The sequence below is a fragment of the Wenyingzhuangia marina genome (assembly GCF_900130035.1).
Classification (GTDB): domain Bacteria; phylum Bacteroidota; class Bacteroidia; order Flavobacteriales; family Flavobacteriaceae; genus Wenyingzhuangia; species Wenyingzhuangia marina.
Map to the genome: position 1 here is coordinate 445,184 of NZ_FQXQ01000002.1, position 23,080 is coordinate 468,263.

Annotated in this window: 25 protein-coding genes and 1 tRNA gene; 15 read left to right on the forward strand and 11 right to left on the reverse strand. The window is 30.8% G+C overall.

All coding sequences use genetic code 11. The features are described 5' to 3' along the window. Positions 1–14: 14 nt before the first annotated feature. The gene (locus BUB70_RS05935; protein WP_073119330.1) at positions 15–839 is read right to left on the reverse strand and encodes a hypothetical protein; all 825 of its coding nucleotides are present in this window, start codon (positions 837–839) and stop codon (positions 15–17) included. Between the two features lie 58 nt (positions 840–897). Between BUB70_RS05935 and BUB70_RS05940 the strand changes: the two genes are divergently transcribed. Continuing rightward, on the forward strand, positions 898–1,329 hold the full coding sequence (locus BUB70_RS05940) for a thiol-disulfide oxidoreductase DCC family protein (RefSeq protein ID WP_073119332.1): 432 nt from the start codon (positions 898–900) through the stop codon (positions 1,327–1,329). A 54-nt stretch (positions 1,330–1,383) separates the two neighbouring features. Beyond that, positions 1,384–1,680, forward strand: coding sequence for a DUF6787 family protein (locus tag BUB70_RS05945; protein WP_073119334.1), 297 nt, complete (start codon positions 1,384–1,386; stop codon positions 1,678–1,680). On the opposite strand, the gene BUB70_RS05950 is transcribed toward BUB70_RS05945, so the two are convergent. Next, the gene (locus tag BUB70_RS05950; protein ID WP_073119336.1) at positions 1,677–1,943 is read right to left on the reverse strand and encodes a hypothetical protein; all 267 of its coding nucleotides are present in this window, start codon (positions 1,941–1,943) and stop codon (positions 1,677–1,679) included. The two genes, BUB70_RS05945 and BUB70_RS05950, sit on opposite strands and share 4 nt — an antisense overlap. 18 nt (positions 1,944–1,961) lie before the next feature. Between BUB70_RS05950 and BUB70_RS05955 the strand changes: the two genes are divergently transcribed. Genes BUB70_RS05955 through BUB70_RS05965 form a run of 3 tightly spaced genes read left to right on the forward strand, consistent with a single transcriptional unit; the run spans position 1,962 to position 4,201 of the window. Continuing rightward, positions 1,962–2,591, forward strand: a complete 630-nt coding sequence (locus tag BUB70_RS05955) for an NUDIX hydrolase (protein WP_073119338.1) — start codon at positions 1,962–1,964, stop codon at positions 2,589–2,591. Between the two features lie 59 nt (positions 2,592–2,650). Next, positions 2,651–3,475, forward strand: a complete 825-nt coding sequence (locus BUB70_RS05960; RefSeq protein ID WP_073119340.1) for a lysophospholipid acyltransferase family protein — start codon at positions 2,651–2,653, stop codon at positions 3,473–3,475. Between the two features lie 18 nt (positions 3,476–3,493). Next, a complete protein-coding gene (locus tag BUB70_RS05965) occupies positions 3,494–4,201 on the forward strand; it encodes an Ig-like domain-containing protein (protein ID WP_073119343.1) in 708 nt (235 codons plus the stop codon). Here BUB70_RS05965 and recR read toward each other — a convergent pair. Next, on the reverse strand, positions 4,187–4,804 hold the full coding sequence (gene recR, locus BUB70_RS05970; RefSeq protein WP_073119346.1) for a recombination mediator RecR: 618 nt from the start codon (positions 4,802–4,804) through the stop codon (positions 4,187–4,189). The genes BUB70_RS05965 and recR overlap by 15 nt on opposite strands. 75 nt (positions 4,805–4,879) lie before the next feature. On the opposite strand from recR, the gene BUB70_RS05975 reads away from it, so the two are divergent. The 5 genes from BUB70_RS05975 to BUB70_RS05995 are packed head-to-tail and all read left to right on the forward strand — an operon-like array spanning position 4,880 to position 9,148. Continuing rightward, a complete protein-coding gene (locus tag BUB70_RS05975) occupies positions 4,880–6,340 on the forward strand; it encodes a sodium:solute symporter (RefSeq protein ID WP_073119348.1) in 1,461 nt (486 codons plus the stop codon). After that, the gene (gene pdxH / locus BUB70_RS05980) at positions 6,337–6,984 is read left to right on the forward strand and encodes a pyridoxamine 5'-phosphate oxidase (protein ID WP_073119350.1); all 648 of its coding nucleotides are present in this window, start codon (positions 6,337–6,339) and stop codon (positions 6,982–6,984) included. Before BUB70_RS05975 ends, pdxH begins: the two co-directional genes overlap by 4 nt. Positions 6,985–6,997: 13 nt before the next feature. Then, positions 6,998–7,489, forward strand: a complete 492-nt coding sequence (locus BUB70_RS05985) for a SixA phosphatase family protein (protein ID WP_073119352.1) — start codon at positions 6,998–7,000, stop codon at positions 7,487–7,489. A gap of 23 nt (positions 7,490–7,512) precedes the next feature. After that, positions 7,513–8,412, forward strand: a complete 900-nt coding sequence (locus tag BUB70_RS05990) for a Ppx/GppA phosphatase family protein (protein ID WP_073119354.1) — start codon at positions 7,513–7,515, stop codon at positions 8,410–8,412. Positions 8,413–8,464: 52 nt separating this feature from the next. Next, entirely contained in the window at positions 8,465–9,148 is a 684-nt protein-coding gene (locus BUB70_RS05995; protein WP_159431415.1) for a peptidylprolyl isomerase, read from the forward strand. A gap of 4 nt (positions 9,149–9,152) precedes the next feature. Here the strand turns inward: BUB70_RS05995 and BUB70_RS06000 are convergent, their stop codons facing one another. The 4 genes from BUB70_RS06000 to BUB70_RS06010 all read right to left on the reverse strand — a co-directional run bounded on the left by BUB70_RS06000 (position 9,153) and on the right by BUB70_RS06010 (position 12,638). Further along, a complete protein-coding gene (locus tag BUB70_RS06000) occupies positions 9,153–9,989 on the reverse strand; it encodes a 3'(2'),5'-bisphosphate nucleotidase CysQ family protein (protein ID WP_073119357.1) in 837 nt (278 codons plus the stop codon). Position 9,990: 1 nt separating this feature from the next. Then, positions 9,991–10,965: an oxidoreductase family protein gene (locus tag BUB70_RS06005; protein ID WP_073119358.1), complete on the reverse strand. Its 975-nt coding sequence runs from the start codon at positions 10,963–10,965 to the stop codon at positions 9,991–9,993. Between the two features lie 106 nt (positions 10,966–11,071). Beyond that, positions 11,072–11,233 (reverse strand): hypothetical protein, encoded by a 162-nt coding sequence (locus BUB70_RS14150; RefSeq protein ID WP_169816819.1) that lies wholly within the window; start codon positions 11,231–11,233, stop codon positions 11,072–11,074. A gap of 88 nt (positions 11,234–11,321) precedes the next feature. After that, positions 11,322–12,638 (reverse strand): aspartate kinase, encoded by a 1,317-nt coding sequence (locus tag BUB70_RS06010; protein WP_073119360.1) that lies wholly within the window; start codon positions 12,636–12,638, stop codon positions 11,322–11,324. A gap of 152 nt (positions 12,639–12,790) precedes the next feature. Between BUB70_RS06010 and BUB70_RS06015 the strand changes: the two genes are divergently transcribed. Further along, the gene (locus tag BUB70_RS06015) at positions 12,791–13,450 is read left to right on the forward strand and encodes a hypothetical protein (protein ID WP_073119362.1); all 660 of its coding nucleotides are present in this window, start codon (positions 12,791–12,793) and stop codon (positions 13,448–13,450) included. A 120-nt stretch (positions 13,451–13,570) separates the two neighbouring features. Continuing rightward, a complete protein-coding gene (locus BUB70_RS06020) occupies positions 13,571–14,287 on the forward strand; it encodes a LamG domain-containing protein (RefSeq protein ID WP_143155253.1) in 717 nt (238 codons plus the stop codon). A 2-nt stretch (positions 14,288–14,289) separates the two neighbouring features. Here the strand turns inward: BUB70_RS06020 and BUB70_RS06025 are convergent, their stop codons facing one another. The 3 genes from BUB70_RS06025 to BUB70_RS06035 form a co-directional block, all read right to left on the reverse strand. Beyond that, on the reverse strand, positions 14,290–15,267 hold the full coding sequence (locus BUB70_RS06025) for a Gfo/Idh/MocA family protein (protein WP_073119366.1): 978 nt from the start codon (positions 15,265–15,267) through the stop codon (positions 14,290–14,292). Between the two features lie 33 nt (positions 15,268–15,300). After that, positions 15,301–16,086: a transglutaminase-like domain-containing protein gene (locus BUB70_RS06030; protein WP_073119368.1), complete on the reverse strand. Its 786-nt coding sequence runs from the start codon at positions 16,084–16,086 to the stop codon at positions 15,301–15,303. A gap of 252 nt (positions 16,087–16,338) precedes the next feature. Then, on the reverse strand, positions 16,339–17,478 hold the full coding sequence (locus BUB70_RS06035; RefSeq protein ID WP_073119370.1) for an NAD(P)/FAD-dependent oxidoreductase: 1,140 nt from the start codon (positions 17,476–17,478) through the stop codon (positions 16,339–16,341). A 170-nt stretch (positions 17,479–17,648) separates the two neighbouring features. On the opposite strand from BUB70_RS06035, the gene ccsA reads away from it, so the two are divergent. After that, positions 17,649–20,876, forward strand: coding sequence for a cytochrome c biogenesis protein CcsA (ccsA, locus tag BUB70_RS06040; RefSeq protein ID WP_073119804.1), 3,228 nt, complete (start codon positions 17,649–17,651; stop codon positions 20,874–20,876). 64 nt (positions 20,877–20,940) lie between these two features. Beyond that, a complete protein-coding gene (locus tag BUB70_RS06045) occupies positions 20,941–21,456 on the forward strand; it encodes a hypothetical protein (protein ID WP_073119373.1) in 516 nt (171 codons plus the stop codon). Between the two features lie 74 nt (positions 21,457–21,530). On the opposite strand, the gene bshA is transcribed toward BUB70_RS06045, so the two are convergent. Then, positions 21,531–22,667 (reverse strand): N-acetyl-alpha-D-glucosaminyl L-malate synthase BshA, encoded by a 1,137-nt coding sequence (gene bshA / locus BUB70_RS06050; RefSeq protein ID WP_073119375.1) that lies wholly within the window; start codon positions 22,665–22,667, stop codon positions 21,531–21,533. 215 nt (positions 22,668–22,882) lie between these two features. Between bshA and BUB70_RS06055 the strand changes: the two genes are divergently transcribed. Beyond that, positions 22,883–22,955: transfer RNA gene (locus BUB70_RS06055), tRNA-Phe, on the forward strand. Positions 22,956–23,080: the final 125 nt, after the last annotated feature.

Here is a 23,080-nt window from a genome sequence, read left to right on the forward strand (position 1 = left end):
AAATATATTATTCTTTAAAAAAGCTTAAACCTTCCTCCTAACATCACTGCTGCTTGCATGTAAATAAAGTCTTGAGAAGCTGAATCTGCTTTGTCATAAGTAGTTCTAATATCTGGCATATTAATATACCCTCCTCTTACATCTGTTTGAATAAAAAAGTATTTATATATCACAAAGTTGAATCCCATTTGTGCAGAAATACCATATCCTGATACATGGAAGTCATCATGTCTTTCTTTTCCTAACAAAGTTACATTGGTTCTTGGCATTAAAATTCCTGCTCCAATTCCTTCTGTTAAGTTAATCACAAAATTTTCTGAATGAATTCCAAAATTACTACTGATATCATCAAACCTGTTTAAAGAAACATGTATATAGTTTAAACCATCTGTATGTTCAAACTTTAAAAAATCATCTGTTTCTTGAATCACATCACCATTATAAGTTCCTTGATATGTAGGATAACTTGAACCGATAGTTCCATCAATAGTCATGTATTGATTTTGTACAGTAACATATTTCATATGATCCACTCCAACAAAAACACTGTAATGTTCATTAAAAAAATATCCTATTCCGTAATTGGTTTGTGGAATGGTAATATTTGCTGGGTTGATATATTTATTAAATGAAAATGGTGTTTGCCTGTCTTTTGCCACCACATCCGTTAAGGTAAAATCGTAATCTGGCCCTTTAAAGTGAATGTCTGACTGTGTGTAAGCAGAACGATTCCATCCCCAATAAGCATAAAATTTACCTTTGTTTTTAAATTCCGTTTCTTGAGCCTGAACTGTTGAGCTAACAACAAGCAACAACAATAAAATTTTTATAATTTTCATGGTCTTTTAAATAAGTATATTTGTTCTTAAAAACTGGCCACAAATTTAAGCAATCAAAATGAGTAATGGTTTGAAAAATATTGAAGATGTTATAAAGAAACACCCTATTCTTTTATTTGATGGGATTTGTAATCTTTGTAATAATTCTGTTCAATTGGTCATTAAAAATGATGCTAGAAATATTTTTCGCTTTGCTCCTCTTCAAAATGCTGAGGTCATTAAGTTTTTAGATAAACACACTACTAATTTTAATGGAATTGATTCTATTATTTTAATCACCCCTAAAAAAATATACACCAAATCTAGTGCTGCCTTAACTGTTGCAAAACAATTAAAAGGATTGTATCCATTTTTGTATATTTTTTATATCATTCCAAAACCTATAAGAGATTTGGTTTATGATTTTATTGCCAAAAACAGATATAAGTGGTTTGGTAAACAAGAATCTTGTATGATTCCTACACCTGAATTGAAAAATAAATTTCTATAAATAGTCCTTCTTAATTTTATAGCTTATTTTTGCTCTTTAAAGTGTTTATCATTTATGGAGAAATTAAAAGAACGTTGGGGATTAACATCAAATTGGGAAGTATTAGCAATTATTATTGCTTTTAGTATTAATGGTTCCTTTGCTACTTTTATTGTTAGACCTATCTTAGGTCAAATTGGAGTTACAAAAGAAAACTTAAACGTTGTTGTTTTTTACATTCTTTACATTGTCCCTGTCATTTTTGTATACCAATTCACATTACCCTATGTAGGTTGGCTTGTAGGACAATATAGATTTTTTAAAAACATGCAGACCAAAATGATGGTGAGAATGAAGTTGAAAAAAGCTTAATCCTTTTTATCTAACCATAAACTTAACAACCAAGTAATGGTAAAAGTGGGGACTACATCTGCAAAAGGCAAAGCCTCTTCTATAAAACCAATCACAGCAGTATATTTAGAAACTTTGTTCTGATAGATTTTTACAATTAAATAGGCAGATAAAGGAGCCCAAACAATATCTACCACCTCTCCTAATCCTGGAATAAAAAAAGGGAGCATCCCAATTACATCTAATACAATACTCGCTAATAATTTTATATATTTAGATTTCATATTATTATCTTTTTTAAAATGGAATTTGATTATTTATGTAGTAATCTAGATCAATTAATTAAAATGCCACTTCCTGGTATTGAAGCTCATAAAACTTTATCGCCATTACAAAGACCTCTGTTTACCAAATATAACATTCCTCTTTCAGCTAAAAAAGCAGGTGTTTTGGTTTTATTATATCCTAACCAACAACAACAAACTACCATTCTACTTACCAAAAGAGCACAGTATAAAGGTACGCATAGCAATCAGATAAGTTTTCCCGGAGGTAAAAAAAATCCTGAAGACAGAGATTTAGAAACCACAGCGATGAGAGAAACTTATGAAGAAGTGGGCTTACCACAAACAGACATCATTGTACATAAGCAACTAAGTTCCATATACATACCTCCGAGTAATTTTGAAGTAAACTCTTACCTAGCTACCGTTGACTACACACCTATTTTTAGCAAAAACTATGAAGTTGAAGAAATTATACATCTTACTTTAGAAGAACTTTTAAATCCTAATAATTTAACTACCTTTAAAACCGCTACATCTTATGCAAACAATATAGAGGTTCCCTGTTTTATGTTTAATGAACATTGTGTGTGGGGAGCTACAGCTATGATTTTAAGCGAAGTGAAAGAAGTTTTAAAAAACTTATGATAAGGGGTAAAATATTGTAAATTTGCGACCCTATTCATATTAAATAATATATAGATACAATGAGCCTATTTAAAAAGAACCCTTTTGGGCATTACCTTTTTCTAAAAAAAATAATCATTAGTATTTTTGGTATTGTTTCTTACCGTAGATATAACGGTTTTAACAAATTAAACATTGAAGGTTCAGAAATTTTAAAAGACCTTCCTGACAATAAAGTCCTTTTTATTTCAAACCATCAAACTTATTTTGCTGATGTTGCTGCCATGTACCATGTGTTTTTTGCAACCTTAAATGGTAGAGATAATTCTTTAAAAAGATGGACTTACTTATTAAAACCTAAACTAAATCTTTATTACATCGCTGCTTTAGAAACGATGAAAAAAGGATTACTACCTAAAATATTTGCTTATGCTGGTTCTATTTCTATTGAAAGAACATGGAGAGCTGCAGGTAAAGAAGTAAATAGACAAGTTAAAATGTCTGATATTTCTAATATTAAAAAAGCTTTAGATGATGGTTGGGTGATTACGTTCCCACAAGGAACCACCAAACCTTTTAATCCTGTTAGAAGAGGAACAGCTCACTTAATTAAAACTTATCAACCCATAGTAATTCCTATTGTTATTGATGGTTTTAGACGTTCTTTTGATAAAAAAGGATTGATGATTAAGAAAAGAGGAATTCTACAATCTATGGTCATCAAACCACCATTGGAAATTGATTACGAAAATGAAGATGCTAATGATATTTTAAAGAAAATTGAATATGCTATTGAGCAACATCCTTCTTTCCTAAAAGTAATTTCTGTAGAAGAATATGCAGCACAAGAAAGAGCGTTGAACAAAAAAAGAGAGTTTTGGAATTCTGATAGCGAAGAAGAATAACACAACAATGTTAATTGTATGAAAAAAATTACATTTCTACTTTTATCAATTATTCTATTTTCATGCTCAAAAAACGAAAATATCAATACTGATATTACAGTTGTAACTACTTTCAAATCTTTATATAAAGGAGATAAATTTCAAATAAAAGCCATTTCCGATTTAGACATTCTTTTTGAATCAGAAAATAAATTTCATGCCACAGTAACTGAAAACGGATTGGTAACTGCTGGATTTGTTGGAAATACAAGCATATTTATTTCTAATGATCGTAACAATGTTGAGTTTTCTATTACTGTTAACCCTAGATATACCTTATATCCAGATCCGCTATTAAACTTTAAGCTTACAAAAAAAGAATTCATTAATATATTAGGATCCCCTGATAACGAGAGTGAGCATACTATTAAATACACTGATTATTCAGATGTTTCAGATTATATTAGCTACATTTTTAATGAAGAGAATAAATTGACCTATGTACGTGTACATGTTAATAAAAACAACTACGAAGATTTAGTACTACGTTTTCTAGACGAAAGATATGCTTTACAAGGTACAGTTGCTTATGAAGGACTAGGAAATGGTACTTTATATTACAATGATTTTGAAAAAAGCACCGCTACTTTATCTGTTTTTGTCTATAACTTTGATGCTGAAAACTTTGCTGTATTATATTTTCCAAACTCAACAACAGCATCAGTAGTTAGACTACTGTCTAAGTGAATTTTCAAAAGGAATTCTATTCACAATACTCCTTCCTAAAGTAACTTCATCTGCATACTCTAATTCATCTCCCACAGAAATTCCCCTAGCAATGGCAGATATTTTAACATCAAAATCTTTAATTTGTTTGTAAATATAAAAGTTGGTCGTATCTCCTTCCATGGTAGAGCTCAAAGCAAAAACCAATTCTTTTACCACACCTGATTTTACTTTTTCTAAAAGACTTTCAATTTTTAAATGACTAGGACCAATTCCTTCCATGGGAGAAATTTTACCTCCTAACACGTGATACAATCCTTGAAATTGAGAAGTATTTTCAATAGCCATTACATCTCTTACATCCTCTACCACACAAACAATGGTTTCATCTCTTTTATGACTGGAACAAATATCACAAAGTTCTACATCAGAAATGTTATGACAACTTTTACAAAGTTTAATATCATCAACCAATGTGTTCAAAGCCTTGGTTAAATAATGAGTTTGCTCTTTGGGTTGTCTTAATAAGTGTAGTACCAAACGCAATGCGGTTCTTTTACCAATTCCTGGTAATTGAGAAACCTCGTTCACTGCATTTTCTAAAAGTTTTGATGAAAAATCCATAAGTCCACAAATGTACACATATAGCATTATAGAATAAAAAAAATATTTAATTTGGTCATCACTTAAATTTAATAAATGACTCCTATTACAATAGCTCTTTTGGTTGGTGCATATTTTATTGTTTTATACCTAATTTCTGTACTAACAGGGAAAGAAAACAACAACGAATCTTTTTTTAAAGCCAATAAAAAAGCACCTTGGTACATTGTTGCTTTTGGAATGATTGGAGCTTCCTTATCAGGTGTTACCTTTATTTCTGTGCCAGGCTGGGTGGCCACCAGTCAGTTTAGCTACATGCAAGTAGTAATCGGTTATTTTTTAGGGTATATGGCCATTGCTTATATTCTATTACCTCTTTACTACAGATATAACATTACTTCTATTTACGGTTATTTAGAGCAACGTTTTGGAACCAATAGCCACAAAGTTGGTGCCGCTTCTTTTTTAGTCTCTAGAGTGTTAGGAGCCTCGTTTAGACTGTATTTGGTTGCCCTAGTATTACAATATTTTATTTTTGATGCTTGGCATATTCCTTTTGAACTCACAGTTGTATTTTCTGTTTTATTAATTTGGATTTATACTTTTAAAGGAGGTATTAAAACCATTATATGGACAGATACACTTCAAACTTTGTTTATGCTAACAGCATTAATAGTGATTGGCTATATTTTATTACAAAAATTAGACACCACTTTATTTGATTTTATTACTTCTAAAGAATATAAAAACTATGGACAAATATTTTTTAACGATGATTTTAACGATAAAAAACATTGGGTAAAGTCTATATTAGGAGGAGCTTTTATTGCCATTGCCATGACAGGATTAGATCAAGACATGATGCAAAAAAACTTGGCTTGTAAAAACACTAAAGAAGCACAATGGAACATGTTGTCTTTTGCTCCTTCTCTAATTGTTATTAATTTTTTATTTTTATTGTTAGGGGCTTTGTTATTTACTTATGCTCAAAAAGAAGGAATAGCTATTCCCGTACAAGATGGAAAAACAAAAACAGATTTATTATTTCCTGAAATAGCTTTAAACGGAGGATTAGGGATTGGTGCCTCAATTATTTTTTTATTGGGATTAATTGCTGCAGCTTATTCAAGTGCAGACAGTGCTTTAACTTCTTTAACCACCTCTTTTTGTATCGATTTTTTAAAGATTGAAAACAAACCTAAAAAAGAACAAGAAAAAACAAGAAAAAAAACACATGTATACATGTCTCTGGTTTTAATTTTAACCATTATTTCTTTTAAGTATATTTTAAGTGAAAATGTCATCAGTAATTTATTAAAAGTGGCCACCTACACCTATGGACCTCTTTTAGGACTGTTCTCGTTTGGAATTTTTACCAAACATAAAATTCACGACAAATGGGTGTTATTTATTGCCATTATTGCTATAATTTTTAGTTATTTTATCAATGAATATAGTGTAGTACTATTTAACGGTTTCCAATTTGGATATGAATTATTGCTTATTAACGGAACCATCACTTATATAGGACTTTATCTTATCAAACAAAAAAAATGAACAACGATTTAAGTAATTATCGTAAAGTATATCAAAAAGGAGAACTGCTAAAAGCAAATGTTCCCGAAGCCCCAATTGAGCTTTTTCAACAATGGTTTCACGAAGCCGAGAGTGCTGAAAGTGGATCGGAAACCAATGCAATGAACATTGCCAGCATAGGTTTAGATGGTTTTCCTAAAAGTAGAATTGTGCTTTTAAAACGTTTTACTTGGGAAGGATTTGTTTTTTACACCAATTACAACAGCGAAAAAGGAAAAGCTATAGCCAACAACCCTAATGTTTGTGCATCTTTTTTCTGGGAACATCAAGAAAGACAAGTCATCATTAAAGGAAAAGCTGAAAAAATACCAGAAAATTTATCTGATGGTTATTTTGAAAGTAGACCTGAGGGTAGTAAATTAGGAGCATGGGCATCTAATCAAAGTGAAGTGGTATCTTCAAAAGATATTTTAAACCATCAATTAGAAGCTTTCACAAAAAAATTTGAAGGAAAAGAAATTCCGAGACCAGAACATTGGGGAGGATACATTATTAAACCTGTATCTGTTGAGTTTTGGCAAGGAAGACCCAACAGAATGCATGATAGAATTAGATATACATTATTAGAAAATTTTGAATGGAAAATTGAAAGATTGGCTCCATAAATAAACAATTCACATGAAAACTATTTACATTGTAAGACACGCAAAATCTTCATGGGAGTATGAAGGAATTCAAGATATAGACAGACCGCTAAAAAAGAGAGGTATTAAAGACGCATATTTATTAGCCAATGTTCTTAAAGAAAAAATTAAAAAACCAGATGCTTTTATAGCTAGTTGTGCCAATAGAGCATTACATACTGGAATTATATTTTGTAACGTAATGGGATTCCCCATGGCAAACTTAAAAATCAGTAAATCTTTATACAGTTTTAGCGATGGTTATTTGGTAAAAACAATACGTGCTTTAGACGATGCTTATGATTCTGCTATTGTATTTAGTCACGACCATGGAATTAATACTTTTGTAAATACGTTTGGTAGCAAACCTATTTCTCATGTACCAACTTGTGGAGTCATTGGGATCCAATTTGACACGGAACATTGGAAAAACATTAAATCTGGTAAAACAGTATTAAAAGAATTTCCAGCAAACCATAAAGATTAAATACTAATTTAAAAGAGACTATTTTGATTCGTATAAAAAAATATGCAGCCATTGATATTGGTTCCAACGCAGTAAGATTACTTATTGCTGACATTATTGAGAATGATGAAAACGACAAAGTAAAGTTTAAAAAATCTGCTTTGGTTCGTGTTCCAATCCGTTTAGGAGAAGATACTTTTGGTGTAGGAGAAATATCGGAAAAAAACATCATGAGGCTTACAGATGCCATGAATGCTTTTCAATTATTAATGAGCGTTCATAAAGTTGAAAAATATAAGGCTTGTGCAACTTCAGCTATGAGAGATGCTTCTAATGGTGAGTATGTCATCAATAGAATTCTAAAAAAAACTGGAATTAAAATAGACATTATTGATGGTGAAATTGAAGCCCAGATTATTGCAGCTACGGATTTGGGAGAATTATTAGACAACAGCAAATCTTATCTTTATGTTGATGTAGGTGGTGGTAGTACAGAAATGACCATTTATAAAAAAGGAGAAATAGCCAACTCTAGATCTTTTAAAGTAGGTACCGTTCGTATGTTAAACCAAAAAGATGCATTGAGTGGTATTTGGGAAGAAATGAAAGATTGGGTAAAACACAACACAAAAGGGATTAAAAACATTAGTTTAATTGGTTCTGGAGGAAACATCAATAAAATCTACAAAATGTCGGGTAGAACAGATGGTTCTCCACTTTCTTTTATTTACATGAAGGCTAACTACAAATATTTAAAAGCCATGACTTACGATGAACGTATTTCTGAACTAAACTTAAATCAAGATAGAGCCGATGTAATTATACCAGCAACCAAAATTTATGTTTCTGCTATGAAATGGTCTGATGCTAAAAAAATATACGTGCCAAAAATTGGACTTTCTGATGGAATTGTTAAAAGCTTATATGCCGGTATTATTGAATAAAATAATTAAACATACAAAATACTTTACAGCATTATTTTTAATCATAATGCTCATGGCTTGTGACAACAAATCTTCTAACAAACAAGCTACCAAAACACCTACTCCCCCTGCTCCACCAAAACAAGAAATTGTTGAAAAGAAACCTACAATACCAATTGTTAAAAAAGACACTCTTTTAGTTAAAGATGTAATAAACGAAAAAAATGTGCGTAGATTTTTTACTGAATATGGTAAAAAAAATCCTGAAACAAAACTATTATTAAAAACTCGTTTAGGTAATATGCATATTACCCTGTTTAAAGAAACTCCTTTACACAGAGCTAGTTTTATTTATTTGATAAAAAATGGATACTACAACAAAACTTGCTTCCACAGACTTGTAAAAAACTTTATTATTCAAGGAGGTTGGTCTGACACTGAAATTGTTCAGAAATATAGAAGTCAATTAAATAATTATAGAATTCCTCCTGAGTTTAGAAAAGGAATTATTCATAAAAAAGGAGCTTTATCTGCCACTAGAAGATGGGTAAATAATCCTGAAAAAAAATCAAATCCTTTCGAGTTTTTCATCATGCAAACCAGTGTTGACTGTTCTCACCTAAACTTTGAACATACTGTTTTTGGACAAGTAACCAGTGGCTTTGATGTGATTGATAAAATTATCAATCAAAAATTAGATGGTAATTCTGAATGGCCTGAAGTGGATGTAGATATTGAGTTTGAAATATTAGACTAACCTCTTACCAAACTTCATATTTAATTCCTTCATTGTTCATATAAGTACTTTCTTCTTTATTTAAGTTGATTTTATTTCCAAAATAATCTGTTGGCACACAACCTGCTGCCTCTGCAATACAAGAACTAGCGGCAAAATCCCAAGCGCAGCCACCACCCAACTTATCTCTGTGAGGTTTTATATATACTGCAGGAGCATTTTCTAAAACTCCCATCGCATTCATTACCGCTCCTTGATGAGTCACTACTTCAAGCGGTGCATTGTATTTTTCTAAAGAAATTCTTTCTAATGATTGCACCAAATAAGGATGTGCTCCGGAGGACACAAAACTTAAATCGCTATAAAAAGTTAAACCTTTGTTTTTGTTGTATTGAATGGTAAATTCAGCTCCATCTTTATAAACTTTTCCTCCTTTAACTGCATCGTACAAATGATCGTGATAAGGATCATAAGCCACTCCCACAACTGCTTCTCCTTTTTTATTGACCAAACCAATAGCTACAGCAAAACCTGGTGTTTTTTTAGTAAAAGGCAAGGTACCATCAATAGGATCTACTGTCCAAAAATAATCTTTGATTAGCCTACTTTTATCATCTTCAGATTCTTCACCTAACCAACCTAAATCGTACTTTTTAATACTTTCTTGTAAGCTAGAAAAAATGATTTCTTGAGATTTTATATCAACCTCTGTCACCACATCAGCAGCCAAACTACCACCCTTATTTTTACTTCCAATTTTAAAATTAGTTCCAAAACAAGCTATCACATGTTTTCCCGCTTTTAAAGCTGCTTTTTTTGCAATATCTCTTAAAACTTCTAAATCCTTTATATCTAATTCCATATTATTTTAATGATTTAATTACTTGTTGAGCTACTTGCTCGCTATAACTATTAATTTTCCAATGTGAAGGACTCCATCCTTTTAAAAACCGGTGAAAGTCTGTCCAAGCAACAGGAAATAATGCCCTCCATTCTTTTTCAACCTCCTTAAAATCAACAGTTATATTTTTGGTTAATATTCCTTTTTCTAAACTATTGAAATAAAAATCTACAATTTCTGTTTCGTATTCTTTACAATCTTCTTCAGACAAACAACTTCCCATAAAATAAGCCAAATCTTTCATGCCGCATCCTCCACCAACATATTGAAAATCTACTGCTGCAACTTTTGAACCATCTTTAGAAAAACAAAAATTGGCCAATTTAGCATCACCATGTACAAAGGTTTTATAAATTGCATTGTTTAGTTTTTCATCAATTTTAAAAGCCATCTCTTTTAAAGATTTGTCTTCTAATACTTCTAATTCTTCTGGTCTAGTGTCTAAATGCCAATAGGTACCAATCTCCCACAAATCTTTAGGTTCTTGTTGTAAAAAAGTAGCATGAAAATTTGCTAACCATTGCACACAAGCCTTAATGTGATTCCAAGAAACATTATGGATTCTGCTAGAAAACCCTACCAGATCTATATCTTCTAACACTAATAAAACCTCATCATTATAAGTATCAACAGCATACAGTTTAGGGATTCTACAAAACATATCACATTGCTGGGCATATGTTTTATAAAAAGCGGTTTCCACTTGATAAGATTTTACCTTTCTGTAATGAGAAATATTGGTATTCCATCCTCTAGGATGTTCTTTTGCCTTGGGTAGTTGTACCCATTTGACCACAGCCTGTTTGATAGAACTTTCTATTAGTTCATATCTCACAATTTTACCATAACCACTCCACAAAGTTTGTATAATTTCTTTTTCAATAGCATCTTTAGCTTGAGTACTAGTAATAAGTGTGTTCTTAAATTGTGAATTCATAATGATATTCTTGTAAAATAAAGATACAAAAGACAAAGGAAGCACTATAAAAAAAGCCTAGCAGAATTTCTACTAGGCTTTATATATTTTTTAATGAAATATTTTACTATTTCTGTTTTTTAGCGGCTGCTTTTAACTGAAAGTTTTCAATGATTGTTCCTGTAATCCAGTAAGGTACTACAAAAGTTAATAAGAAAATTAACAACCAAAAACCAGCTGTAAATACAAATAAGAATGCTAAAAATCCTAAGAATTGTGAAATATCCATTTTATATTAAATCTTTTATTCGTGAGTTATAAATGCAAAAATAAACTTTTTTTCGATTTTACCTCATCAAAATATGAATAATTATTGACTAAAATAATCCTTTGTTTAAGGCAACCAGTGCTTCTTTTTTATTTTCAGTATTAATTACCAATGACACATTGTAATTAGAACCTCCATAAGAAATCATACGAATAGGTACATTTCCTAAACTGGTTAAAATTGGAATCCCTGCTCCTGTTCTTTTTGATGAAAATTCACCAGCCAAACAAACAATACTTAAATCAGAATCTACTTCTACAGAACCTATTTCTTTTAATTCTGCAACAATTTCATTTAAGTGAGTAGTATCATCAATCGTAACAGATACTGCTACCTCAGAAGTAGTAATCATATCAATAGAAGTTTTATACTTCTCAAATACTTCAAATACTCCTTTTAAGAAACCATAAGCCATTAACATTCTGTATGACTTAATTTTTATTGCTGTAATACCATCTTTGGCAGCAATAGCTCTTACACCACTTGGTACTTCACAGTTTTTAATAATAGTTCCTGCTGCGTTAGGTTCAAAAGTATTTTTTAACAAAACTGGTACATTCGCTTTGCGAGCAGGAATTACAGATTGTGGATGTAAAATTTTAGCTCCAAAATATGCCAACTCAGCAGCCTCATCAAAAGAAAGTTCTTTTAGTGAAAAAGTATTTTCTACAAAACGAGGATCGTTGTTATGCATTCCATCAATATCTGTCCAAATCTGAATTTCTTCTGCCAAAATAGCTGCACCAATTAAAGAAGCAGAATAGTCAGATCCTCCTCTTTTTAAATTGTCTATTTTTCCTGTATCGCTTAAACAAATATATCCTTGTGTTACAAAAATCTCAACTTCTTTGTTAGCTTCAACAATTTTACCGTATTCTTTAGTAATTTTTTCAATTACAGGCTCATTAGCCTCATCAATTGCCATAAAATCAAATGCTGACACCAATAACGCATTGGCTCCTAATTCTTTTAAATGGAAATTAAATAAGTTAGTAGATAAAACTTCTCCTTGTGCTACAATGTTTTTTTCTATTTGCTTTGATGGAATTTCAATTCCAATATGCTCTCTAATATATTCAAAAACTTCAGAAACCAATTCTATAGCTTCGTCTTGATTTTCTTTTTCAGCCAACAATTCATTTACCACATCAACGTATTTTCCTATTAATACATTAATTAAATCATTTGCTTCTTCTTCTCTATAATTAATGATATGATCCGCAACTTCATGTAAAGCATTGGTTGTACCAGACATTGCAGACAAAACAACAGTTTTTTGTCCCGCAACATTTCTTACAATGTTCGCAACTTCTTTGATGCTTTCTGGGCTCCCTACTGAGGTACCTCCAAATTTTAATACTTTCATACTTGTTCTTAATTAGTCTCTTGTTTGTGTTTCTAGTTTCTAATTTATTGCCTAGGGCAATAAAAGCGCAAAGGTTTCACAAAAGTGTTATCTGTACAAAAAAATAATAATATCTTTACATCTTGATACTAATTGTTAAAATTTGAACAGGTATGAAAACCATACAGGAATCTGTTGAGGGGATTATTAGAAAAACACCTTTTTTAGAAGAGGCGTTAAATGACAAGTTAATTAACGTTTCTTCATTGGCAAGAGTCATTCAACCTGACGTTGAAAAAGATTTAAATAAGGAAGTGAAATCTGGAGCTATTATGATGGCTATCAATAGACTATCACCTTCAAGCATTTTAAAAATTAGAAAGAACATCAAAAAAATAACCTTAACTTTAGGAGATTTTATTGTACGTTCTGATTTGGGAAATTTTACTTTTAAAAACACCCCTACATTATTAAAATGTATTTCTGATTTGATTAAAGAATTTGGAGAAGACAAAGATTATTTCTTTACTATTTCTCAAGGTATTTTTGAAACAAATATTATTACCAGTAGAAAATTACACGATAAAGTATCTGAAATTTTTAAATCGGAATTACTACTATCTTCTGCAGATGAATTAGCTTCTATTACTATTAAGTTACCAAAATCTAATTCTCAACAATCTGGTATTTATTATTTTATCTTAAAACAATTGGCTTGGGCAGATATTCCTGTACAAGAAATTATCTCTACTACCCATGAAATTACTATTGTGGTTAAAGAGTCAGACATCAATAAAACTTTCTCTATTTTAATAGATATGAAAAAAAGTTAACCTTTAATTTTCAACATATAAAATCGCCAATCTTAATTAATTAAGGTTGGCGGTTTTGTTTACTGATGTATTTTATAAAAAACACTATATTTAAATATCAATCTAATTATATCCTTTTATATGAATCGTCTTACTGCTCTTTTTCTAATGGTAAGCATTTTTTTATTAGGTAGTTGTAAAAGCAATTTATTTCATAAAAAAGAAGTGGTAGAAAATATTCCTTTTTCAGAAGATTTTAACAATATAGACGTCTTTCATCAAAATTGGAAAGACAATTCTTTTGGACATCCAAAGTCTTATCAATTAGAAAATAATGCTTTAAAAATTACTACAAGAGCTAATAGTAAGGATAGAATAAAAGTAAAAACCAAACGAAAAAATTTTGGCATTGGAACTTATGAATGGAAGATTTATGTTCCTCAATATAATATTAATGACCAGTGTAGCATTGGTGCTTTTATATATCATTCTGGAAAAACACCTTATGAAATAGATTTTGAAATAGGATCGGGAACCATTGCTGATAGAACACAAGTAGCAGCTAAACCGAGTGAGGCTATTGTCCATTGTACATCGCAACACCATCCACATACTTCAGAAATTTTTAAAGTAGCTACCGAACAATGGCATTCTTTTAAAATAGAACTAATTGAAAACGACCATAAATATTTTGTAAAATGGTATATCAATAATATTCTGGTAAAAACATTACAAACGCAAATAAAAACCAAACATAAATTTACAGTACATAACAGTCTTGAAAACTTATCATTTATGGGAGAACAATTACCAACTCAAGAAAACTATGTACTGTTTGATTCTTTTAGTTTTAAATAGAATTAATACTCTAAGCCTATTTTTTCTCTTACTATATCTAAGGTTTCAATCAGTTTTTTAGAAAAATCAAAAGTCATGATATTACTTTCTTTTTTTCCTTCTCTAAGTAATTGATTAAAATGCTCTGTTTCATAATTGTAACCAATGGTTTTAACTCCAAAATCAATTATTTCTTCTTTTCCATTTTTGATAATAGTTACTGAAGTAGGAATATGAAATTCTGTATTTATTTTTATAATTCCTTGTTCACAAGTAAAAATAGCTTGTGTAGCAGTTTGTTCTTGGATAGCACTTTTTAAAAATGCTTTTGCGTTTTGATATTGAAAAACTATATCACAACTAGCATCTACTCCATTCTCAAAAAAAGTAGCTTGGGCTTCTATTTTATCTGGAGTTCCTAAGGTAGTTAAAGCCGCAAAAATAGGATAGATTCCAATATCTAACAAACTTCCTCCTCCTACTTCTTTTTTAAACAATCTATCTTCAGCATCAAAGGGTTTATTAAACCCAAAATCTGCTTCTAAAGAAATAACTTCTCCTAAAGTTTTATTTTTAATCAATTCTAAAACATATTGGTAGTGTGGTAAAAAGTAAGTCCACATCGCTTCCATCAATAAAACGTTTTGCTTTTTTGCAACGGTCATCATTTCCTGAACTTCTTTAATGTTCATTGCAAATGGTTTTTCACACAAAACTGCTTTGTTATTCATCAAACAAAGAATAGTGTGTTCTTTATGAAAACTGTGTGGTGTAGCTATATAAACAGCATCTACATTTTTATCTTTTGCCAATGCTTCATATGTATCATAAGCAATGGTCGCATTAAATTCATCAGCAAACTTATCAGACTTTTCTTGACTTCTTGAAGCAACTGCATATAATTCTGCATCAGAAATGGTTGCTAAATCTTTGGCGAATTTTTGAGCTATATTTCCCAAACCTATAATTCCCCATTTTATTTTCTTACTGTGTAATGACATGAGTTATTTTTTTAGAATGGAAAGATAAACATTCTAAAAGATTTCTTCAACCTGAACATTTTGTTCAATAGGATAAACAGAAGGACCAAATTGATTAAATACTGCTACATCAGCAGCATCTCTACCAAACCCTAAAACCACATAACCTCCAGGATTTCCTATTTGAGTGGCATCAAAAGTATACCATCTATTTCCTATATAAGCCTCAAACCAAGCATGCATATCCATCGGATTTAAACCATGCAAATAACCTACAACAATCCTAGCAGGAATGCTTAAACTTCTACACAAAGCAATTCCTAAATGTGCCAAATCTCTACAAACTCCAAAACCTTTATTTCTAACTTGGTTAGCAGACAAAGGCTCATTATTACTTCCAGGTATGTATTGAATATTATTACGCAACCACTCTGTTATAGCAGCAACCTGATTGTACCCTAAATACTGCCCCTCTCCAATACTCATCGCCAAATCATTAAAACAATCCGACTCACAATATCTACTAGGCAACAAATAACTCAATACTCCATCAGGTAAATTCTGAATTTCAATAAATGGGGCTCTAAAACCTTCGTCTATAAAATTTGAAGTAACTACCTCCGAAGAAGTAACAATTGAAAACTCACCAGGATTTGCAATTAACCGCTGACAAAGATTTCCGTAACTATCCGTAAACTCAAAAACAGGAATACTAGGAAAAATTCTATATTCTTCTTTTTCTACCCATTGATGTGCTCCACTTCTTGGCCTTAACATTAAAATAAAAGGTGTGGGTTCTGAAATTTCGAACTTAAAAAAACAACTTGCACGTAAACGCATATCTCAAATTTTCAGCACTTTAATTATACAGTCAATAGCAACTACTACTCAAATATAGACTATTATTAAATGAGAATTAACTTGAAAACACTATTAAAAAATAGAAATATATTATTCTTAAAAAAAGATTGTTATTAATCTTTTTTTAAGATGTTTTTGCTCTAAATACCTTAAAAAAGCAATATAAAAAAAGTCTGCTATCATTATTTTAGTAATGCTAGCAGACTTTTATTAAGTGTGAATGGAATTATTTTAAAAAACCAATCCTTTTAATTTTTCTTTTATCTTTTTATTAATGTCTTTTGGGTAAGTTCTTTCTCCCATAAAAATATCTGTCATGGCTTCACTAAAGTGTTGACCATAATTTTTTAATAAAAATTTTCTCACCATTTTACTACCATAAAATACTTTAGCCAATTTCATTGACGTTAATAATTCTGGCATTAAAGTATCTTCTATAATATCTGAATAAATTTTAGCGGCTTTTTCTTCATCTCCGTTAGATTGTGCTATTGCTTCTGCAGCTAATTTACCACTTAATATTGCATTTGAGATTCCTTCGGCAGTTAATGGGTCTGCAAACCCAGCAGCATCACCTATTAAAAAAACATTGTCTTTTACAAAACCATCTAATCGAGGAGTTACAGGAATTTGATATCCGTGCTTTTCAATACTTAAGATTTCTTCAATTCCTAAAAACTTAATGTAATCAGCACAATACTCTTTTATTTTTTTATCGTCTTTTAAAATGGCTCCTACTCCAATTGACAAATGATTTTTCTTAGGGAAACACCATCCGTAACCAGCAGGAATAGCATCAATATCAAAGCGAATTTCTTTAGAAAGTCTTTCAAAATCAGCTTCGTTTACTTCTATTTCATATTCCAATGCAGGAATTAAAGTACGAGTATCTTCTTTCCAACCAGCCATTTTTGCAACCTGACTATAAACTCCATCTGCAGCAATCACAAATTGTGTTTTAATCAAACCTTGGGTAGTTTCAATTTCAACCAACCCATCAACTTTATTGAGTGATTTTACTTTGCAATCTTCAATAATTTCAACGCCTAAATCTTTGGCTTTGTTTACAATTAATTGATCAAAAGTATCTCTCATAACCAATGAAACAATTGGATTTTCTCTTTCGGTTATAAAGTGCAAATCCTCTCCCATGTAAACATCAATTCTATTAAACTCAATATCTACAACTTCGGAAACATCAAAAGGCATGTTTTTTCTTCCTCTGTATACAAATCCTCCCCCACAAACTTTATACCTTGGCAATATTTCTTTTTCTAAAATAACTGTTTTAATACCTGCTTTTGCCAAATGGAATGCTGCTGAAGCACCTGAAGGACCTGAACCAACAACCGCAACTTGATAATTTTTCATAAATAAAAATATGTTTAGGGCAATATTAGAAATTAATGCCAATTAAATCAAATACTATCTCTTATTTATTTCCTTTATTAAAAACAAAAAACAACCTAGATTGGCACTAATATTGACGACTGTTAGAGGTTTATTACGTAATTTAGCACCTCAAAAATTTAATGTTACCCATGAAAAAAATCTGGAATATTTTATACAGTACTCGTCTAATGGCTATTCTATTTGTAGTTTTTGCTGCAGCTATGGGAATTGCAACCTTTATAGAAAATGATTACGGTACAGAAACCTCTAAGGCTTTGGTATATAACACATGGTGGTTTGAAGCCATTATGTTGTTATTTGTAATTAACTTTTTCGGAAATATTTTTAAATACAAACTACATAAAAAAGAAAAATGGGGAATTTTATTATTCCATGTTTCTTTCCTACTTATTATTATTGGAGCTGCTGTTACAAGATATGTAAGCTATGAAGGAGTAATGCCAATTGTAGAAGGAGAAACAACCAATGAGTTTTTTTCGGAAACTACCTACTTAAACATCAACGTTCATAACTTTAAAGAAGAAAAATACGTACACAGTCCTATTTTACTTTCTGCCAAAGGAAAAGCATCATATCATTTTTCTACAGATTTTAGAGGTCAAGACATTGATTTTGAATTAACTGATTATATTCCAAATGCAAAAACTGAATTTACTCAGTCTGAAAACGGAGAAACTTTTTTACATTTTGTAGAATCTAGTGAAGGATCTAGACATGACCACTATATTAAAAAAGGAACTTTAGAAAATATTCATGGAATTTTAGTAGGATATGAAAATGCAGAAAATGCTTCTATCAACTTTACAGATAAAGATGGAACCTTATTTCTAGAGTCTAATTTAGATGGTACTTTTATGCGTATGGCCGATCAATTTCAAGGAAATATTACGGCTAATACTTCTGAAAAGTTTAATTATTTAAGTTTACATCAAATTGCAGGACTAAGTTTTGTGGTACCAGAAAAACCAATTACTGGAGAAATGAAGGTGATTTCTGCAAAAGATAAAAAAGCCTTTCCTGAAGCTTTGTTAACTTTTAAAGTTACCTCAAATGATAAAATGACATTGATACAAGTAAAAGGAGGAAAATACACCTCTAACAAACCCGTTACTTTTACTTTGGCCGATTTGAATTTTAATTTATCATACGGTTCTAGAATTTTAAAACTTCCATTTTCTATTAAATTAAACGATTTCCAATTAGAAAAATATCCAGGTTCAGAATCTGCTGCTTCTTTCGCTAGTGAAATCACTGTTTTTGATGAAGAACAAAATAATACTTTTGATTTCAGAATTTTTATGAATCATATTTTAGATTACAGAGGATATAAGTTTTTCCAAGCAAGTTATGATTTGTCTGGACCTAAAGAAGAAACCAGACTATCTGTAAACCACGATACTATTGGAACTACCATTACTTACATTGGTTACTCTATGTTATACACTGGATTGATGATGATTTTATTTATGAAAAATTCTCGTTTTGGTCAATTGGGTCAAAAACTTAGAAAATTAAAAAGTAAAACTACTGTGATTGCTTTAGTTTTAGGCCTCACTTCTACTTTTGGTTTTGCTCAACACACAAATGAAGATCACAATCACGAAGGTCACAACCATGCTGCTGAAGTAGCACAAGAGGAAAGTCATGAAGGACATAATCATACTGCTGAAGAAACTCACAACCATCAAATGGAAACTTTATCTCCAGAAAAGGTAAAAGAGGCCATTGTTAAAAATGCTGCTAAACCAGAACATGCACTTGAATTTAGTAAAATTGTAATTCAAGATGCCGGAGGTCGTATGAAACCAATCAATACTTTCGCTAGTGAACTATTAAGAAAAGTAAGTAAAAGTGAAACTTATGAAGGTTTAGATGCCAATCAAGTATTTTTATCTATTGTAGAAAATCCTAGACTTTGGTTTGATGCTCCTGTGATTTATTTAGAAAGAAATGATGAAAAAATCAGAACCGTTTTAGGAATTGATGTCAAGTCAAAATATGCTTCACTATCTAATTTTATAGATCCTAGAGGAAATTACAAATTGGTATCCTACGTTGCAGAGGCAGAAAAAAGTCAAATTAAAAGTGCTTTTGAAAAAGATGTCATCAATATAGACAAACGTGTAGGTTTGTTATACACAGCTATCAGTGGAAGTATTTTACGAATTTACCCTAAAATAGATGATGACAACAACAAGTGGGTTTCTCAATTAGAGTTAGAAACTGCTGGATTTAAAGGAACCGATTCTGTTTTTGTTAAACAAATATTACCAGCTTACAAACAAACTTTATGGCAAGCAAAACAAAGTGGTGATTATGCAGATGCCAATGAAATTTTAGGAGGAATTAAAAACTTTCAGAAAAAATATGGAGCTGAAGTATATCCTAGTCAAAAGAAAATAGATTACGAAATTACTTATAACAAGTATGATATTTTCAAAAAGTTATTTTCCTATTACACCTACATCAGTACCATTTTATTTTTGTTAATTATTTTCCAAATATTTAAAGATGGGAAAATTGTTAGGGCTTTAATTAAAGGTTCTATAGGAATTGTTATTTTCTTATTTATATTACAAACAGCAGGTTTAGGAGTCCGTTGGTTTATTAGCGGACACGCTCCTTGGTCTGATGCTTACGAGTCCATTATTTATGTTGCATGGGCAACCATGTTATTCGGATTAATTTTTGGAAAAAAATCATCTTTAACAATTGCTGCTACAACTTTTGTTACTGCCATGATTTTAATGATTGCACACTGGAACTGGATGGATCCACAAATTGCTAACTTACAACCTGTATTAAACTCATATTGGTTAATGATTCACGTAGCCATTATTGTAGCTAGTTACGGACCATTTACATTAAGTATGATTTTGGGATTGGTTGTTTTAATCTTAATGATTTTAACCACCGCTAAAAACAAAAAATCTCTAAAAATTAAAATTGATGAACTAACTATTATCAACGAAATGAGTATGACGGTTGGTTTGGTTATGTTATCCATAGGAAACTTTTTAGGAGGTATGTGGGCTAACGAAAGTTGGGGTCGTTACTGGGGATGGGATCCTAAAGAAACTTGGGCTTTAATTAGTATTATGATTTATGCTTTTGTGTTACACATGCGTTTGGTTCCTGGTCTTAGAGGTAAATTCACGTTTAACATTATATCAGTATACGCTTTTGCAAGTATTATGATGACCTATTTTGGAGTAAACTTTTACCTATCAGGATTACATTCTTATGCAAGTGGAGACCAAGTAGTAACCCCTAGTTTTGTTTACTATTCTGTTGTAATAGTAGCTGTACTGGGAGTTTTAGCCTACTTAAAATTTAAAAAATATTATAAAAAATAACTAGCATTCTAATTTCCGCAAATATTAATGTAAATTCGCGAATCTATAAAACCAAACAATTCATATGTTTCACAAGTATTTAAAATTAGTTTTAGCAGTAGGAGTTACTGTATTGGCTGTATTACAGTTTATTGATGAAAATATAGGTAATGGTATTTTATTACTATTGTTAGCTGGTATTTTTGTCTTCTTATATTTCAAAAATGAAATTTTATTATTGGCTTTTTTACAAATGAGAAAGCAAAATATGGAAGGAACTGCTAAGTGGTTAGATAAAATTAAAAAACCAGAAATGGCTTTAATCACTTCTCAACAAGCATACTTTTACTATTTACAAGCTATTTTATTGGCTCAAAAAAACATGACTCAATCAGAAAAGTTATTTAAAAAAGCTTTGGGAATTGGATTGCGTATGAGTCACGATATTGCCATGGCAAAATTAAACTTAGCGGGTATTGCCATGAGTAAACGTAGAAAAAGGGAAGCAACTACTTTATTAAACGAAGCTAAAAAATTAGACAAACACGGAATGCTTACTGATCAGATTAAAATGATGAAAGATCAAATGAAAAAAATGTAAATCATTCTATATACCATATAAAAAAAGTCTTCATATTTCTATGAAGACTTTTTTTATGCAATTAAGTTTTATTATTAAGCTGTAAGCACCAAACTTTTATATATGGCTTCATATTTTGGCAATACATTATCAATACTAAATTCTTTAGCTCTCTCTAAAGCATTTTGCTTATATCTATTTAAAACCTCTCTACTTTCAATTAATTTTAAGGCATTTTTAGCCATGTCATCCACATCTTTTACATTGCTTAAAAACCCTGTTACCCCGTGAACATTTACTTCTGGTAAACCTCCTGTATTTGTTGAAATTACTGGAGTTTTTGCTGCCATGGCTTCTAAAGCAGCCAATCCAAAACTTTCAGACCTTGAAGGCAATAAAAACACATCAGAATAACATAAAATTTTATCAACCTCTGTACTGTTTCCTAAAAACACAATTTTATCAAACACCCCTAATTCTCTAGCTAAATGTTTTACATCTACCATTTCAGGTCCTTCCCCAACTAAAATTAATTTTGCGGGTTTTACTTCTAGTACCTTTGCAAATATCTTCACTACATCCTTAGCTCTCTTTACAGGTCTATAATTACTAATATGTGTAAAAATAAACTCCTCCTCTGTAGCAATACTACCTCTTTGGCAATCGCTTCCTTTTAAAGGATGGTTCTCATATTTTTCTAATTCAATAAAATTATAAACAACTTCGATTTCTCTTTTAATATCAAATAATCGATAAGTATCTTCTCTTAAACTATTGGAAACTGTTGTAACAACATCAGAATGATTAATACTAAATTCTACAGCTGTTTTATAATTAGGGTGGCTTCCTACCAAAGTGATATCAGTACCGTGTAAAGTGGTTACAACTCTAATATCAATTCCTTTTTCTTGTAACATTTTTTTGGCCATATAGGCTGCATACGCATGAGGAATTGCATAATGTACATGCAATAATTCTAAATCGTGCTTCTCTACAATTTGAACCATTTTACTAGACAATGCCAATTCATATGGTTGATAGTGAAACAAAGAATATTCTTCTATTTGTACTTGATGAAAATGAATTCCGCTAGAAATCAAATCTAATCTCACAGGCGGATGATAGGTGATAAAATGTATTTCATGACCTTTTTGAGCCAATGCCATTCCTAATTCAGTAGCTACTACTCCACTTCCTCCAAACGTAGGATAACATACTATACCAATTCGCATATTTAATAATTTCTATATAAGTACGTAAAAATACTTTTAACTTACGTGATACCCAAGATAAATATGATTTCTAAATATATTTAAGTAAGGATAATAACTTAATATACTCATAATAAGAAACATAGAAAATATTTAAAAAAAACGTTTATTTTTTATGCAAAAACCTACTGTTTATCTATAAAAAAGTATAAATTTGCAACCGCTAAGTTAAGCATGGTGCCTTAGCTCAGTTGGTAGAGCAAAGGACTGAAAATCCTTGTGTCCCTGGTTCGATTCCTGGAGGCACCACATTAAAAACCACAACATCATTGTTGTGGTTTTTTGTTTTTATAAACTTCACCTAACAATACCAATATTATAACTGTTAGGCTTAAACTTCATGTCGTTTATCAATCCTTAATCTATACAGTGTA